Below are 16374 nucleotides of genomic sequence, written 5' to 3'. Positions count from 1 at the left end.
CGCGATGTTCGAATACGCACCCGCCCCCGAGTCCCGCTCGGTGGTGGACATCAAGCCCTCGTACGGGCTCTTCGTCGACGGCGCGTTCGTCGACCCGGCCTCCGGCGGCAGCTTCAAGTCGGTGAACCCGGCCTCCGAGGAGGTGCTGGCCGAGATCGCCGAGGCCGGCGCCGACGACGTGGACCGCGCGGTGCGCGCCGCCCGGACCGCGTACGAGAAGGTCTGGGGTCCGATGCCGGGCCGGGACCGGGCCAAGTACCTGTTCCGGATCGCCCGGCTCATTCAGGAACGCTCGCGCGAGCTGGCGGTGCTGGAGTCGCTGGACAACGGCAAGCCGATCAAGGAGTCCCGCGACGTCGACCTGCCGCTGGTCGCCGCGCACTTCTTCTACTACGCGGGCTGGGCCGACAAGCTTCCGCACGCGGGCTTCGGCCCGGACCCGAAGCCGCTCGGCGTGGCGGCGCAGGTCATCCCGTGGAACTTCCCGCTGCTCATGCTGGCGTGGAAGATCGCCCCGGCGCTGGCCGCCGGCAACACGGTCGTGCTCAAGCCCGCCGAGACCACCCCGCTGACCGCACTGCTGTTCGCCGAGATCTGCCAGCAGGCCGACCTGCCCGCCGGCGTGGTCAACATCGTCACCGGTGCCGGCGACACCGGCCGGGCGCTGGTCGAGCACCCGGGCGTAAACAAGGTCGCGTTCACCGGCTCCACCGAGGTGGGCCGGGCCATCGCCCGCTCGGTCGCCGGCACCCGCAAGAAGCTCACGCTGGAACTGGGCGGCAAGGCCGCGAACATCGTCTTCGACGACGCGCCGATCGACCAGGCCGTCGAGGGCATCGTCAACGGCATCTTCTTCAACCAGGGGCACGTCTGCTGCGCCGGGTCCCGGCTGCTGGTCCAGGAGTCGGTGGCCGACCGGGTGCTGGAGTCGCTCAAGCGCCGGATGGCCCAGCTCCGGGTCGGTGACCCGCTGGACAAGAACACCGACATCGGCGCGATCAACTCGGCCGAGCAGCTCGCCCGCATCCGGGAGCTGTCCGACGCCGGGTCCGCCGAGGGTGCGGAGCGCTGGTCGCCGCCGTGCGAGCTGCCCGAGCGCGGCTTCTGGTTCGCGCCGACCATCTTCACCGGCGTCACCCAGGCCCACCGGATCGCCCGCGAGGAGATCTTCGGCCCGGTGCTGTCCGTGCTCACGTTCCGCACCCCGGCGGAGGCCGTCGAAAAGGCCAACAACACGCCGTACGGGCTGTCGGCCGGAATCTGGACCGACAAGGGTTCCCGGATCCTGTGGCTGGCCGACCGGCTGCGCGCAGGAGTGGTGTGGGCGAACACGTTCAACAAGTTCGACCCGACGTCGCCGTTCGGCGGCTACAAGGAGTCGGGCTACGGTCGCGAGGGCGGCCGGCACGGGCTGGAGGGGTACCTCAATGTCTGAGCGGGTCGCGGTACGCAAGACGTACAAGCTCTTCATAGGCGGGAAGTTCCCGCGCAGCGAGTCGGGACGGTCGTATCTCGTGCAATCCGCGAACGTGTCTCTTGCCTCCCGGAAGGATGCGCGGGACGCGGTAGTGGCCGCCCGCGCCGCGGTGAAGGGCTGGGCCGGGGCGACCGCGTACAACAGGGGTCAGATCCTCTACCGGGTCGCCGAGATGCTGGAGGGCCGGCGCGAGCAGTTCGTCGCCCTGGGCGTACCGGCCGACGAGGTGGACGCCGCGATCGACCGCTGGGTCTGGTACGCGGGCTGGTCCGACAAGCTGTCCCAGGTGTACGGCGGCGCGAACCCGGTGGCCGGCCCGTACTTCAACCTGTCCGCGCCGGAGCCCACCGGCGTGGTGGCGGTGGCCGCCCCCGAGGAGCCCGCGCTGCTCGGCCTGGTGAGCGTGATCGCCCCGGCGATCGTCACCGGCAACACGGTCGTGGTGGCCGCCTCCCCGGCGGCGCCGCTGGCGGCGGTGACGCTGGCCGAGGTGCTCGCCACCTCCGACCTGCCCGGCGGGGTGGTCAACATCCTCACCGGCCGGCTGACCGAGACCGTGCCGACGCTCGCCGCGCACATGGACGTCAACGCGATCGACCTGACCGGCGTCACCGACGCCGAGCTGGCCGCCGACCTGGAGATCAAGGCCGCGGAGAACCTCAAGCGGGTGCTCCGGCCGGCCCCGGCCGACCACGACTGGTACGCCGATCCCGGCATCACCCGGATGACCACGCTGCTGGAGACCAAGACGGTCTGGCACCCCAAGGGCGTCTGACAGACGGCAGTCCGGTCCCGGCCCGAAGTGGCGGCACACCCTCCCGGGTTGCCGCCACTTCCCGTCCCCGCTCTTCCCGCGAACGGTCGTCGACCGCACCCGCAGCCGAGCAAGATCGACACCAGCACGGCGAAGTGGGCCGATCAACCCGCCTCGGATGCCACCACCTCCCCGAACTGGCGTTGATCTTGTCGAAGGCCCCGCAGGAGGCCGACAGGATCAACACCAAAACCTCCGAAGTGACCCGAGCCGCGCCCCGACACTCACCCGGCCGCCCAGCAAGATCAACACCACTTCCCCGGAGTGACCACATCAACCAGCCCGGGACTGCACCACCTCCCCGAACTGGCGCTGACCCTGCCCTCCCACGCACCAAAATCGACACCAGTACGGCGAAGTGGTCACATCAGCCCGCCTCGAATGCCACCACCTCCCCGAACTGGCGTTGATCTTGCCGAGGGGCCCACCCCGAGGCCAGCACGATCAAGACCAGATCCCCGAGAGGGCCGCATCCACCGCCCCCGGACTGCACCACTTCCCCGAGGCGGAGTGGATCTTGGCGGGGCCATCCGAGGAGAGCTAGATCGACACCAGTACGGCGAGGTGGCTGCATCGAGCCGCCTCAGACCACACCACCTCCCCGAGCTGGTGTTGATCTTCGGGAGGGAGGGGCGGGGACCGGAACCGGGGACCGGGGCGGCGGAGGGGATCTACTACCGGGGGTAGGATTGGTGGGTGACTCGGCTGGGGGACCTTGAGCGTGCGGTGATGGACGTGCTGTGGGACGCGGCACCAGCCGCCTCGGGCGGTGTGACGGTGCGCGAGGTCGCCGACGCCCTGGACGGCCGCGAACTGGCCTACACCACCGTCATGACCGTGCTCGACCGGCTCGCCGGCAAGGGCATGGTGCAGCGCGAGCGGGAGGGCCGCGCCTGGCGTTACCGCCCCGCCGCCACCCGCGAGGCGCACATCGCCCAGCTCATGCTCGAAGCCCTCGATCTCGGCGGCAGCCGGGACGCCGCGCTGGTGCGCTTCGCCCGCTCGGTGACCGGCACGGAGGCGGACGTGCTCCGCGCCGCGCTCAGCGCCGAGGCCGGGGCGACCCGACCCGCGACCACCGAGGCCGGGACGACAGGCCCCGCGACCGGAGCGACCGCCCAGACCGCCGAGGCCGGGACGACCGCGCCCGCGACCGTCGAGGACGGACCGACCGGCCGGATCGAGGACCCGCGGCCCGGTCGGCCGGCGCTCGACGAGGCAACGGACCGGTAGGCGGCCGCCGTGGCGTACGCCCTGCACTTCGCCGCGACCATTCTGGCCTGCTGGCTGACCGCGCAGGTCCTCGCCGCCGCGCGCTGGACGTGGCGCGCGCCCCGGGTGGCGATCCTGTGCTGGCAGGCGGTCGGGCTGGCGCTCGGCCTGTCGGCCATGGGGTTGCCGATGGCGCTGGGCCTCGACGTCTACGACCGGGCGACCGGGTGGGCGCTGCTGGCGCTGGCCGACGACCTGGCCCACGGCACGCTTCCGGCCGGTGTGGGCGCGGTGCACCTCAGCCTGGTCGGCGTCGGTCTCGGCATCGGCGTGGTGCTGCTCACCACGACGGTACGCAGCCTGCACGGCGCGGTACGCGCCCAGCGCCGGCACCGGGAGCTGCTGCACCTGGTGGCCCGGCGTGACCCGACTGTGCCCGGCGCGCTGGTGCTGGACCACCCGAGCGCTGCGGCGTACTGCCTGCCGGGGGTGCGGCCCCGGGTGGTGGTGAGCGCGGGCACGCTCGACCTGCTCGACCCGGCCGAGCTGGCGGCGGTGCTCACGCACGAGCGGGCGCACGCCCAGGAGCGGCACGATCTGGTGCTGCTGCCGTTCACCGCGTTGTGCCGGGCGCTGCCCTGGTTCCAGTGGGTGCGGGACGCGCACGCGCGGGTGGCGCTGCTGGTCGAGATGCGCGCCGACGACAAGGCCCGGGAGCTGCACGCGGACGCGCCGCTGGCGGGCGCGCTGCGGCGGTTCGCCGCCGCCGAGCACCGGGTGCAACCGGCGGGCACGCTCGGTCTCGGCGACCGCGATCTGGACGTACGGGTGCAGCGGCTGCTCGTCGCGGACCGCCCGCCGCGGGTGCTCGGCGCGATGGCGCTCGCCGTCGCGGGCACGCTCGTCTCCCTGCCGTTCGCCCTGTTCCTGAGCTGATCTCGCCCCCCCCTAAGGGACTTCTCCGGGTTCGCACACCCCTATAGGTAGTGAAGCTACGTGTAGGTTGACTACGACAAGAGAGTCGACCCATGGGAGGACGACAGTGGATCCGCTGCTCCTCGCCCGCCTCCAGTTCGCCACCACCACCTCGATCCATTTCCTGTTCGTGGCGGTCACGCTCGGCCTGGTCACGCTGCTGGTCGGGTTGCAGACGGCCGGCTTCCTCACCGGCAAACCGGTGTACGAGCGGCTGACCCGGTTCTGGGGCCAGCTCTACGTGATCAACTACGTGCTCGGCATCGCCACCGGCATCGTGATGGAGTTCCAGTTCGGGCTGAACTGGAGCGGGCTGTCGCGCTACGTCGGCAACGTGTTCGGGGCGCCGCTGGCCATCGAGACGCTGGTGGCGTTCTTCCTGGAGTCCACGTTCCTCGGCATGTGGATCTTCGGGTGGCACCGGCTGCGGCGCGGCGTACACCTGGCGCTGCTCTGGGGCGTGGCGATCACCGCGTACGCCTCGGCGTTCTGGATCATGGTGGCGAACGCCTGGCTGCAGAACCCGGTCGGGTACGAGGTCCGCGACGGCATCGCCCACCTCACCGACTTCGGCGCGCTGCTCACCAATCCCACGTTCGGCATGGCGTTCGGCCACGTGATCTCGGCGAGCCTGGTCACCGGCGGCCTGCTGATGGCCGCGGTGAGCGCGTGGCACCTGCTGCGGCGCACCAGCGACTACGCGCTGTTCCGCACCTCGCTGCGCCTCGGCCTGGTCACCGCGGCGCTAGCGGTCAGCACACTCCAGGGCTTCGGCTTCGCCCAGTTCGGCCCGGTCGCGCAGCTCCAGCCGACAAAGTTCGGCGGCGGGCCGGAGCGCGACGCGCTCGTCGCCGACTGGACCGCGCGGTTCGGCCCCGGCGACTGGGATCCGCCGGTGCTCTCCAACGTCGGCCTCGGCTTCATGATCCTGATCGGCTTCACGCTCGGCGCCCTCTGGCTCCTGCTGCCGCTGCTCTGGCGCGACTGGATCATCCGGTTGCGGTTCCCACTCTGGCTGATCCTGCTCGGCCTGCCGCTGCCGTTCGTGGCGATGCTGCTCGGCTGGATCGCCCGCGAGGTCGGCCGCCAGCCCTGGGCCGCGTACGGGCTGCTGCCCACCGCGCAGGCCGTCTCCCCGGTCTCGCCGGGGCTGATGCTCGCCTCGCTGATCGGGTTCAGCCTGCTGCTCGGCGCGCTCGCGGTGACCAACTGGACGCTGCTGGCCCGGCACGCCGCGCGCGGCGCGCACGACCCCGCCCTCGGCCGCCCGCCCGCGCCCGACACCGACCCCCACCACCAGCCAGTGCTCGTCTGAGGGAGCCCGCCGTGGAACTCGCCTGGTACGCCCTGCTCGGCCTCTTCTTCGCCACCTACCTCGTGCTCGGCGGCTACGACTACGGCGTCGGCTTGCTGCTGGCCCGGCGCGGCCCGGCGCCGGGCAGCCGGGCCACGCTCGCCGCGCTCGGGCCGTTCTTCCTCGGCAACGAGGTCTGGCTGGTGGCGGCCGTCGGCATCCTGTTCGGCGCGTTCCCCCGGCTGGAGGGCGAGCTGCTCTCCGGCTTCTACCCGGCGGTGCTCGCCGCGCTGGCCGGGGTGGTGCTGGTGACCGCCGGGGTGCAGTTGCGCAGCCGCCCGGTCTCCGGAACGGCGCGCGCCGGCTGGGACCGGGTGGTGGTGGTCGGCAGCGTGCTCGCCGCGCTGGGCTGGGGCGCGGTGCTCGGCGGGCTGCTCCAGGGCGTGCCGCTGAGCGCCGACGGGCACGTGGTCGGTGTCGGTCATCTCGCCACCCCGTTCGTCGCCGCCGCGGGGCTGGCCCTGCTGGCGCTGGTGGCGGTGCACGGTGCGACGTTCCTCACGCTCCGGCTGCCCTCCGCCGACGCCCCGGCGCTCGTCCGGCTCGCGACCGCCCTGATACCCGCCGCACTCGTCGCCGTCGGCGCGGCCACCGTCCTGGGCGTGCTCTCCGATCGGGTACGCGCCGCGGTGGCGCGCCCGGCTGTGGCCGTACTCCTGCCGTTGGCGCTCGTGGCCGCGCTGCTGACGGCCCGCGCGGCGCTGCGGCGGGGCCGGGCCGGTGTGGCCTTCGCCGCGACCGCGACGGCGCTGGCGCTGCCCGCGCCGCTGGTCGGGGCCGCGCTCTGGCCCCGGATCCTGGTCTCCACGGCCGACCCGGCAGCCTCGCTGACGGTGGCCGAGGCGGCCGCCGGCCGTCCGACGCTGGCACTGTTGGGATGGCTCGCGTTACCGCTCGTGCCGGCCCTACTAGGCTTTCAGGCGATGTGCTGGTGGGTGTTCCGGGGACGGATCGACGGCAGGGCACCGGTGTACTGGTGAACCGCCGCCCGTTCGACCCGCGTCTGCTGCGTCGGGTCCCCGCGGCCCGGCGCGACCTCGCCGTGCTCGCGGCGCTGGGCGGGCTGACCGCGCTGCTGGTGATCGCCCAGGCGACCGCGCTGGCGACGCTGCTGGCCACCGCGTTCGACGGGCGGCTGCACCGGCCGGCGCTGGCCGGTCTCGTGGCGGCGGTCGCCGGGCGGGCGCTGGTGAGCTGGGCGCAGGGCACAGTGGCGGCGCGGGCCGCCGCGACGGTCAAGGCTGCGCTGCGCGCCGACCTGCTGGGCGCGGTCGGCCGGCACGGTCCCACCTGGGTCGCCGGGCAGCGGGCCGGGCAGCTCGCCACGCTGGCCGGGCGCGGGCTGGACGCGCTGGACCCCTACTTCACCGGCTACCTGCCGCAGCTCGTGCTGAGCGTCACGGTGCCGGTGGCGGTGCTGGCCCGGATCGTGTTCGCCGACTGGAGCTCGGCGCTGATCATCGCGCTCACCATCCCGCTCATCCCGATCTTCGGCGCGCTGCTCGGCTGGCAGGCGCAGGCCGCCACCGAACGGCAGTGGCGCCGGTTGTCGCTGCTCGGCGGGCACTTCCTCGACATGGTGGCCGGGCTGCCCACGCTGCGCGCGTTCGGCCGGTCCAAGGGGCAGGTCGACGTGGTACGCCGGATGGCCGACGGCCACCGCCAGGCCACCATGAAGACGCTGCGCATCGCGTTCCTGTCCGCGCTGGTGCTGGAACTGGTCGCCACGCTCTCCGTCGCGCTCGTCGCGGTGCCGGTCGGCATCCGGCTGCTCGGCGGCGGCCTCACGCTCTCCACCGCGCTGCTGGTGCTGCTGCTCACCCCGGAGGCGTACCTGCCGTTGCGTGCGGCGGGCAGCCGGTTCCACGCCAGCATGGAAGGGCTCACCGCGCTGGACGAGGCGCTGACGCTCTCCGCCACCGACGCGCCCGCCACCACCGAACCCCGCCGTCCCACGCCGGGCGGCCGGGGCGAGATCCGCTTCGAGGGCGTGAGCGTCGCGTACGACCGGACCACAGCGCTGCGCGACGTCACGCTGACCATCCGGCCCGGCGACCGGATCGCCGTCATCGGGCCCAGCGGCGCGGGCAAGAGCACGCTGCTAAACCTGCTGCTCGGTTTCGTCGCACCGACCTCCGGCCGGGTCACCGTCGACGGCGTGGACCTGGCCGGAGTCGACCTGGACGCCTGGCGGCGCGAACTGGCGTGGGTGCCGCAGCGGGCGCACCTGTTCGCCGGGTCGCTCGCCGACAACATCCGCCTCGGCGCGCCGGACACCCCGGACGACGTGCTCGCCGCCGCGGTCGCCGACGCCGCGCTGGACGAGGTGGTCGACGCCCTGCCCGACGGGCTGGACACCCGCCTCGGTGAACGCGGCCACGGCCTGTCCAGCGGTCAGCGGCAGCGGGTCGCGCTCGCCCGCGCGTTCCTGCGGGACGCGCCGATCGTGCTGCTCGACGAGCCGACCGCGCGGCTCGACAGCGCCAGCGAGGCGGTCGTGCTGGACGCCACCCGGCGGCTGGTCGCCGGACGTACCGCGCTGCTCGTCGCGCACCGGCCCGCGCTGCTCGCCGACGCCGACCGGATCCTGCGCGTCGAGGACGGCCGGGTCACCGAACTGCACCCGACCGCCACCGGGCCGGGAGTGGCCCGGTGATCCCCGGCGCGGAACGGGCGGTGCTGCGCCTGGCCCGGCCGTACCTGAGCCGGCTGCTCGGCGCCGGGCTGCTCGCCGCCGCCACCGAGTTCGCCGGCCTGGCGCTGATGGCCACCGCCACCTGGCTGCTGATGAGCGCGGCGGGCCGCCCGCCGCTGGACCGGCTGACGGTGGCCATCGTCGCGGTCCGGGCGCTGGCGGTCAGCCGGGGCGTGCTGCGGTACACCGAACGGCTCGCCGGGCACGACGCCGTGCTCCGCATGATCACCGACGTACGGGCCCGGGTGTTCGCCACGCTCGCCGCCCGGCGCGACGCCGGCCGGCGTACCGGGGACGCGCTGAGCCGGCTGGTGTCGGACGTGGAGGCGGCCCAGGACCTGCTCCTGCGCGTGCTTGTGCCGGGCGCGGCCGCGGCGGTGGTCAGCGTGCTCGCGGTCGGCGTCGCCGCGCTGATCTCACCGCCGGCCGCCGGTGTGCTCGCGATCGGCCTGCTGGTGGCCGGCGCGGCGCTGCCCGCGCTGGCCACCCGACTCACCCGCCGCGCCGCCGACGAGGTCGCCCCGCTGCGCGGCGCGCTCGCGGTGGACGCGGTCGACCTCACCCACGGCGCCGCCGACCTGGCCGCGTTCGGGGCCACCGGCGCCGCGCTCGCCGCCGCCGAGAACCGGGGCGCGCGGCTGGCGAAGCTGGAACGCCGGCTCGCCGCTACCGGCTTCGCGGTGGACGCGACGGGCGTACTCGTGGGTGGCCTCACCGCCGCCGCGGTGGTGGCCGTCGCGCTGCGGGCCGGGGTCGGCGGGGTGCTCGTCGGCGTCCTCGCGGTCGGGTCGCTCGCCGCCGTGGAGGTGGCGCTCGCGCTGGTCGCGGCGGCCCGCCAGCGCGCCCAGCTCCGGACCGGGCTGGCCCGGGTGGCCGACATGCTCACCGAACCCGACACGACGCCGCCGGCGAGCGCGCCGGAGCCCGCGATCGACGGGCACGACGTACGGTTCGCCGACGTGACGGTCCGCTACCGGACCGGGGCCGCCCCCGCGCTGGCCGATTTCGACCTCGACCTGCCGGCCGGTCGGCGGGTGGCGGTGGTCGGGCCGAGCGGCGCCGGCAAGAGCACGCTCGCCGCCGTGCTCACCGGCGCGGTACGCCCCGACACCGGCCGGGTCACCGTCGGCGGCGTGCCGGTGGCCGGGATCCCGGACGAGCACCTGCCCCGGGTGGTCGGCGGCCTGCTCGCCGAGGCGTACGTCTTCCACGCCACGGTCAAGGAGAACCTGCTCCTCGGCCGTCCGGACGCCACCGAGGCGGACCTGGTCGCCGCGACCCGGGCGGCCGGCCTGCTCGACTGGGTACGCGAACAGCCCGACGGCTGGGACACAGTGGTCGGCGAGCAGGGCGGGCAGCTCTCCGGCGGGCAGCGGCAGCGCCTCGCGCTGGCCCGCGCGCTGCTGGCCGCCCCGCCGGTGCTGGTGCTCGACGAGCCGACCGAAGGGCTCGACCCGTCCGCCGCCGACGCGGTGCTGGACTCCACGCTCGCCGCCACCCCGGCCGGGCACTCGGTGCTGCTGATCAGCCACCGGCTCAGCGGCCTGGCCGGGCTGGACGAGATCGTGGTGCTCGACGGCGGCCGGGTGGTACAGCGCGGCCGGCACGACGAACTGGTGGCGCGTCCGGGCTGGTACCGGGAGCAGTGGCTGCGGCAGCAGACGGCCGAACGCGGCTACCTGGCGGTCACGCCGTAGCGCGCACTGAATCCGATCGGGGTTTTCCCTGACGCGGTAGCCCGTCCCCCGATGGCAGGCTTGTGCGCATGCGGGTCCATGACGAGGCGGTGGTCGACCGCCGGCTGCGCGAGCTGTCCGGACGGTTGTACGGGCCGGACCGGCTCAAGGCCGACCTGCTGACCGAGACGCGGCACGCGCTGGAGGACGCCGTCGAGGCGTACCGGGAGGAGGGCCTGCCGCGCGCGGAGGCGGAGCGGCGGGCGGTCGCCGAGTTCGGCAGCGACCGGCAGCTCGTGCCAGAGTTCCAGGCCGAGCTGGCCACCGGCGCGCTGCGCGGGCTGGCGCTGCGCACGCTCCTGATCTCGGTGGTGCTGATCGCCGCCGGTGACCTGACCTGGCAGGGGTCGAGCTGGAGCGGCGGTCCCCCGCCGCCGGCGAGCTACCTGCTGCTCTCCGCCGGGCTGAACGTCATCTGGGGCGTGATCGCCGCGCTGGCGCTGGCCGCGTTGCTCGTCGGCCCGCTCACCGCCCGGTGGGGGTCGCCCCGGCTCGTCCGTCCGGCCCGGCTGATCGGTTTCGGTCTGACCGGCGCCCTGGCGCTCGGCGTGACCGCCGGCGGCGCGCTGTTCGGCTGGTCGGTCGGGCTGTGGGACGCCGCGCTCACCTGGCCCCCGATGATCATCGGGGCGACGGTGGTGTCCGCGGCCTGGTTCGCACTGGTCCGGGCCGCCCGCTGCTGGGTGCTCGCCGAGCGGCGGTTGGCCGGCTGAGCCGGTCGGCCGCCCGAGCGGCCGGCCCACCGGTCCGGCCGGCGGGGTTCAGGCCGGGGCCGTGGGCGGCTCGTCCGCCCCGAGGAACCGGCCGACGGTGGCGCTGAACTCGCGCCAGCCGGCCCGCTCCCCCACCAGCGCCCGGCCACCGGCCTCGGTCAGCTCATAGGTGCGGCGCTCCCGGCCGTTGACTGTGCTCCACGTGCTCGCCACCAGCCCGGCCCGCTCCAGCCGGCGCAGCGCCGGATAGATGGTGCCGGTGGGCAGATCCAGCGTCCCGCCGCTGCGGGCACGCAACGCCTCGATGATCGCGTAGCCGTGTCGCGGGCCCTGTTCCAGCACGGCGAGCAGCAGCGCGTCGAGGTGTCCGTGCAGCGCCTGCGCCTTCATGCGTAGCAACGCTACTTGTCGATCCTCCGGAACGCCAAGGGGTGCGGCTCCCGGCCGCAACGGTTCGCCCACTAGGGTATGTGCGCAGAGTCACTCGGCGGCGCGACGCCGCCGGGTGGGCAACCGAACGCACACGGAGGTCAGCGTGGCCCGCCAGTCGCCCCAACGGCCCGACGCCGACGAGCCCGAGCTCGACGACACCGACGCGCCCGCCGCAGCCGACGAGGTCGAGGCGGACCGCCCGCCGGCGGACCGCGCGCTCTGGGACGAGGTGCGGATCGACCCGGTGGAGATCGCGCTGCCCGCCGGCACCGGCTTCACGCTGCGGGCGTACCGGCCGGCGCGCGAGCTGACCCCGACCGACGTCGCCGAGCGCGACCAGGACGACCCCTTCCTGGCCCGCCGCCAGGTCGTCGAGACCGAGGACGACGAGGAGGTGGTGATCCTCGACGAGGAGTTCGCCGCCCTCTCCGCCGAGGAGGACGACGAGGACGACGACAAGGCCGAGAAGGCCGCCAAGGGGCGCCGCAAGGGCGAGGCGGACGACGACGCGACCGAGGACAAGACCGAGTCCGAGGACGAAGAGGACGACGACGAGGACGAGGACGCCGCGGGCGACGAGGAGGTGCCGGTCTTCCTCACCCACAAGGGCCGGCTCCTGCTGTTCAAGACCCCGGAGTCATTGGTCTCTTTCATCCGTTCCGGCGCGCCCAACGACCTGTCCCAACTGGACAGCTGGAATGAATTGTCCGAACGGCTGGAACCGGCCGACATCGCCCCGCTGGACGAGGACACCTACGAACTCGACCTGGTGGTGGAGAACCTGCGCGGCGGCCACGACGCATGGGACCACGAGCTACTCATCGAAGCTGGTGAGATCGCCCGTGACCTGGCGTACGCGCTGCGGCTACCGGCCGTGCTGGACATGCTCTCCGCCGGCTCGAGCCTGGACGATCTGGACGAGGCGCTGCGGGCTTCCGTCAACGGCGGAATCGGTGGTTTCCTGGGTCGGCGCCGGCTGAAGAAAATCGGGGCACAAACCGCAAGTTTGGGTTGGCGCACCATTGTCGGCAAGATCTCTGCGGTTGTGGACTGGCGCGACTGACCCGGAGCGGGGAGCATCAGTCTCTGGCAGAGCAAGACCTGTGTCCCGGGAGGAGGACGACGCCGTGGCGCTCGTGCGCGTGTACTGCGGTCTGGCCTCGGCAGATCCGGCCGACCGAACGGCTTCGGCCGGAACGACGCTGACGTCCGCTGTGGTCGACGACGCAGGCCGTCTGCTGCACGTCTGTGAGATCGCCGACGAGGCCGCCGGGTACGCCCAGCTGGTCGCGCTGCTGGTGGAGCGGTCCGGCGGTCCGAGCGGCGCGGCCATCGCCGCGGACAGCGACGACCACATCGTCACCTCGCTGCTGAGCGCCGCCGGCCGTCCGCTGGCGATCGCCGACGACGACTCGGTCGACGACTTCGCCGAGCGCTTCGCCGACGACGACTCCCTGGAGGAGATGCAGTCCCCGCCCGCCGAGCGCCGCGCGGTCGGGCTGGCCCGCGCGCTGCAGGCCGGCGCGCTCTCCGCGGTGACCCTCCCGGCGCCGCGTGAGCTAGCCGGATACACGCAGGTCCTGGCCGCGCACGCGGCGCTGGCGAGCGGCCGGCACTCGGCCGCGGTGACGCTGCGCGAGGTGCTCCGCGAGCTCTACCCGGCCGCGCTGCGCGCGTATCCGGACCCGGCGGACCGGGTCGCCCTCGCGGTTCTCGACGCGCTGCCCGAGCCGGGGATGCTCACCGGTTCCGCGGCCCGTGGCCGCGACGGCGGGCTGACCGCCGACGCGGTGGTCGCGCAGCTGGCCGCCGAGGGTCTGGCGGACGCGGGCGACATCTCCGACGCGGTGACTGCGCTGCGGGTCGCCATCTCCGAGACACCCCGGCGGGCCACCGTCAACCGGACGCTCACCGCCGCCGTCGCCGAGACGGTACGGCAGGCGGTCGCCTCGGTCCGGACCTGTGACGCCGGATGCGACGCGCTCGTGGGCGCGCTCGCCGAACGCACCGCTCCCGCGCCCGCCACCGGCCGCCGGGCCGCCGCCCGACGCGGTGAGCAGGTCGACGAGCTGGCCCCGGCCACCGACCTGCGCGCGGTGCGGCCGGTCCAGCCGGAGCCGGCCGCCGAGCCGGCACACCGTGGTCGTCCCGAGCCGGCCGGCGCACCCGAGCCGGCCGGACGGCGCAGCCGCCCGGAGCCGATTCCCGGCGGGCGCCGCGGCCGGCCCGAGCCGGTCTCCGGCCCGGCCGCCACGACGACGCCCCGGCCGCTCGCCCCGCCACCCGTCGCTCCCGCCCCGGTCACGCCTCCGCCGGTCGCTCCGGCCCCGGTGACTCCCGTGGCTCCGGCTGCCTCGCTGGGCCGTCCGGCCTCCGCGCCGCCGTCCCGGCCCGAGCCGACCGGCGCGCCGCTGCCGTCGCGGGTGGACGGACCCACCAACCGGCCCATCTCCGCGCCGCCTCCGCCGCCGCCCGGCATCACCCCGATCGCCCCGTCGCCGCGCGGCGCCGTGCCGCCGGCCGAGGCCGGCGAGCCGTTCCGGCCGACGCTGACCACCGCGGCGATCAACAAGGCGCGGGCGGAGCGGCAGCGCACCGTCATCCCGCCCCGCCCGAAGACCAATCCGCACCAGGAACCGCCGACCGGCGGGTTCAGCGCCACCGACCTGAGCATCCCGGTGCCGGCCCCGCGCCCGCCGGCGCCGGAGGCAGCCCCGCCGGGTTCCCGGGCGAACTGGCCGCTCGTGAACAACGAGGACGACACCGCCCGGGAGCGGGAGGGCACCACCTACCCGTACGGACGGGGCGTGGACGCGCCGAGCGACCCGGGCCGGGTCACGCCGCCGTGGCTCGCCGACGACCTTCCGCAGGAGCCGCCGATGCTGCGGCTGGTGGAGCCTCCGCCGCTGGCCGACCGGGCGCTGCGCGACGAGATGAGCCGGCAGGCCGATCCCGGGCTGGACACGCCGCCGTTGCGCCTCGTCGACCAGGGCGACCCGGGCCGCGTGCCCATGACCGCCCCGCCCGAGCGGCGTCCGGCGCCGAAGGAGCACCGCCCGCCGCCGGTCTCCGACGACGGCGACGGTGACCTGCTGATCTTCGCGCAGGCCAAGTCCGCCTGGTTCGTCGGGCACGGGGACGAGGCCGACCTGGAGTGGTCCAGCACCGCTGACACCGGCTGGCAGGCGGCCGAACAGGCCGCCCGCCCGTCCGTCGGCGCGGAGACCAAGGCCGGCCTGCCGAAGCGGGTGCCGCAGGCCAACCTGGTGCCGGGCTCCCCGCTGCGCGAGGAGCGTCCCCTGCGGATCGTCCGGAACGCGGCGAGCCTGGCCGAGAACACCACCGGATACTTCCGGGGCTGGCGGCGTGGCCAGGAGATCGGCGGCTTCGCCGTGGGCGGCCGTCCGGGCCGTGAGGCGGCCGGCGGCTGGGACTTCACCCGCGACACCGGGGACCGCGAGGACGACCGGGAGTACGAGTACCGCTCGGCCGGTTACCGCTCCTGATCAGAGTCCGCCAGGCCCACGAGTGGGGTGTTTCATCCCACACCTGGGCGATTTGACGCTGAGCTGGACCGGCCGGGAACATACCCGGCGGACCAGCGGCGGCGCCTGTTCGCCGGGGTGGGAAGGCGATTCCAATGGCGACACCGGCGTTCGACTCCACTGTGCTCACCCGGCGGGGCGTCCTCGCCGCCGCGGCCGGGAGCGTGCTGCTGGCAGGCTGCGCGCCGCAGGGCCAGCGGCCGGAGGACGGCCCGTCCAGCAGCGCGCCGAGCGACCAGGATCTGATCGTCGGGGCGAGCCTGGAGCTGACCGGCGCGGGGTCGGTGCTCGGCGTCGCCCAGCGGCAGGCCCTGCAGCTCACCGCCGACTCGCTCAACCGCACCGGCCTCCCGGTCGGGAACCTGGTCCGGTCGGTCCGGCTCCAGATCCTGGACAACGGCAGCAATCCTGAGGTCGCGGCCCGCCACGCCGCCGAGCTGACCCGGGCCGGGGCGCAGGCCCTGATCGGCGGCGTGCTCGGCGAGACCTCCGTGGCCCTGGCGACGGCCGCCCAGCAGGTCAAGACGCCCTTCCTTTCGCTCGGTTACGGTGACCGCATCGTGCTGCCGCTCGACGAGCGCACGTTCACCTACAAGCTCACGCCGGACGCCGTGGACATGGCACGCCGCCTGGTGGAGCTGTTCGAGTCCATGAAGGTCCGGAAGGTGTCCCTGCTGGCCGCCGACGGGCTGCACGGCGACTCGGGTGTGCGGGCGATGCGGGAGGCCCTCGCGGACAGCAGCACCGACCTGGCCCGCACGGTGCGCCTGCCGGCGACCGGCCGGCGCTTCCGTGCCGCCGCCGAGCGCGTCGCGGGTGGCGAGCGGGACGGCGTTGTCGTCTGGGCCACCGCGCCGGACTCCGGCGCCGCGGCACGGGAGCTGCGCGCCGCCGGGCACCGCGGCCCGATCTTCTTCGACGCCGGCGCGGTCGCCGACGACACCGTGCAGGGGGCCAACGCCGCCGCCGTGGAGGGCGCATACGCCGTGCACCCGGCCTGCCTGGACATCTCCGCGGTGACCGCCACCACCACGGCGCAGCTGGCCCGGCGGGACTTCGCCACCCGCTACACCCAGCGGCACGGCGGCAGCCCCGGCTTCGCCCCGTACGCCTCGGACGCCCTCCAGCTCCTCGCGTGGTCGGCGCGGATGGCGACAAGCCTGGACCGGGGCCGCCTGCGGGCGCTGCTCCAGGCGCAGGCGGTCCAGGGCATCGCGGGCGGGTACGCGTTCACCGCCGCGCGGCACGGTGGCATGGAACCCGACTCGCTCGCCGTCTACCAGGTCTACCGGGGCGGCTGGACGCGTCTCGGCTGACCCGGAGCGCCGCCCGGCGATTCCTTCCTGGAGGTCACCGGGCGACCGCGTACCGTGTCCGTCCCCGGACGGCAAGAAGCGCCCGGTGGCCTCAGGCCGCCGGGC

Annotated in this window: 13 protein-coding genes; 12 read left to right on the top strand and 1 reads right to left on the bottom strand. The window is 74.6% G+C overall.

The annotated features are described in order from the left end of the window. Positions 1 to 4: 4 nt before the first annotated feature. The 9 genes from HA073_RS05795 to HA073_RS05755 all read left to right on the top strand — a co-directional run bounded on the left by HA073_RS05795 (position 5) and on the right by HA073_RS05755 (position 10976). Positions 5 to 1435, top strand: coding sequence for an aldehyde dehydrogenase family protein (locus HA073_RS05795; RefSeq protein WP_166455838.1), 1431 nt, complete (start codon positions 5 to 7; stop codon positions 1433 to 1435). Beyond that, positions 1428 to 2252, top strand: coding sequence for an aldehyde dehydrogenase family protein (locus tag HA073_RS05790; protein WP_064447630.1), 825 nt, complete (start codon positions 1428 to 1430; stop codon positions 2250 to 2252). The genes HA073_RS05795 and HA073_RS05790 overlap by 8 nt, the downstream gene beginning before the upstream one ends. 735 nt (positions 2253 to 2987) lie before the next feature. Further along, entirely contained in the window at positions 2988 to 3524 is a 537-nt protein-coding gene (locus HA073_RS05785) for a BlaI/MecI/CopY family transcriptional regulator (protein ID WP_166455837.1), read from the top strand. Positions 3525 to 3533: 9 nt separating this feature from the next. Continuing rightward, complete coding sequence (locus HA073_RS05780; protein WP_043326742.1) at positions 3534 to 4439, top strand: M56 family metallopeptidase; 906 nt, start codon at positions 3534 to 3536, stop codon at positions 4437 to 4439. Positions 4440 to 4545: 106 nt separating this feature from the next. After that, positions 4546 to 5793 (top strand): cytochrome ubiquinol oxidase subunit I, encoded by a 1248-nt coding sequence (locus tag HA073_RS05775; RefSeq protein ID WP_166455836.1) that lies wholly within the window; start codon positions 4546 to 4548, stop codon positions 5791 to 5793. An 11-nt stretch (positions 5794 to 5804) separates the two neighbouring features. Then, complete coding sequence (locus HA073_RS05770; RefSeq protein ID WP_166455835.1) at positions 5805 to 6812, top strand: cytochrome d ubiquinol oxidase subunit II; 1008 nt, start codon at positions 5805 to 5807, stop codon at positions 6810 to 6812. After that, entirely contained in the window at positions 6809 to 8488 is a 1680-nt protein-coding gene (gene cydD / locus HA073_RS05765) for a thiol reductant ABC exporter subunit CydD (protein ID WP_166455834.1), read from the top strand. The genes HA073_RS05770 and cydD overlap by 4 nt, the downstream gene beginning before the upstream one ends. Then, complete coding sequence (gene cydC / locus HA073_RS05760; RefSeq protein ID WP_375336221.1) at positions 8485 to 10224, top strand: thiol reductant ABC exporter subunit CydC; 1740 nt, start codon at positions 8485 to 8487, stop codon at positions 10222 to 10224. Before cydD ends, cydC begins: the two co-directional genes overlap by 4 nt. A 68-nt stretch (positions 10225 to 10292) precedes the next feature. Beyond that, a complete protein-coding gene (locus HA073_RS05755) occupies positions 10293 to 10976 on the top strand; it encodes a permease prefix domain 1-containing protein (RefSeq protein WP_043326744.1) in 684 nt (227 codons plus the stop codon). A gap of 48 nt (positions 10977 to 11024) precedes the next feature. Here HA073_RS05755 and HA073_RS05750 read toward each other — a convergent pair whose 3' ends face one another. Continuing rightward, a complete protein-coding gene (locus tag HA073_RS05750; RefSeq protein ID WP_043326746.1) occupies positions 11025 to 11366 on the bottom strand; it encodes a PadR family transcriptional regulator in 342 nt (113 codons plus the stop codon). Positions 11367 to 11481: 115 nt separating this feature from the next. Here HA073_RS05750 and HA073_RS05745 point away from each other — a divergent pair, with 115 nt between their 5' ends. From HA073_RS05745 to HA073_RS05735, 3 genes are all read left to right on the top strand, one after another. After that, positions 11482 to 12471, top strand: coding sequence for a DNA primase (locus HA073_RS05745; protein WP_113972057.1), 990 nt, complete (start codon positions 11482 to 11484; stop codon positions 12469 to 12471). Positions 12472 to 12511: 40 nt separating this feature from the next. Then, a complete protein-coding gene (locus HA073_RS05740) occupies positions 12512 to 14914 on the top strand; it encodes a hypothetical protein (protein ID WP_043326750.1) in 2403 nt (800 codons plus the stop codon). Positions 14915 to 15048: 134 nt separating this feature from the next. Continuing rightward, positions 15049 to 16269 carry an ABC transporter substrate-binding protein gene (locus tag HA073_RS05735; protein ID WP_043326752.1) on the top strand — a complete coding sequence of 407 codons (1221 nt, stop codon included), beginning with the start codon at positions 15049 to 15051 and terminating at the stop codon, positions 16267 to 16269. Positions 16270 to 16374: the final 105 nt, after the last annotated feature.

Source organism: Micromonospora sp. CMU55-4, from assembly GCF_011602315.1.
GTDB lineage: Bacteria > Actinomycetota > Actinomycetes > Mycobacteriales > Micromonosporaceae > Micromonospora > Micromonospora chalcea.
Note: the sequence above shows the minus strand (reverse complement) of the source record. Positions and strands in the feature narration are given on the sequence as shown.

Coding starts and splice junctions, on each gene's coding strand:
- HA073_RS05735 (WP_043326752.1), top strand. CDS start 15,049: ATGGCGACACCGGCGTTCGACTCCACTGTGCTCACCCGGCGGGGCGTC.
- HA073_RS05790 (WP_064447630.1), top strand. CDS start 1,428: ATGTCTGAGCGGGTCGCGGTACGCAAGACGTACAAGCTCTTCATAGGC.
- HA073_RS05750 (WP_043326746.1), bottom strand. CDS start 11,366: ATGAAGGCGCAGGCGCTGCACGGACACCTCGACGCGCTGCTGCTCGCC.
- HA073_RS05755 (WP_043326744.1), top strand. CDS start 10,293: ATGCGGGTCCATGACGAGGCGGTGGTCGACCGCCGGCTGCGCGAGCTG.
- HA073_RS05795 (WP_166455838.1), top strand. CDS start 5: ATGTTCGAATACGCACCCGCCCCCGAGTCCCGCTCGGTGGTGGACATC.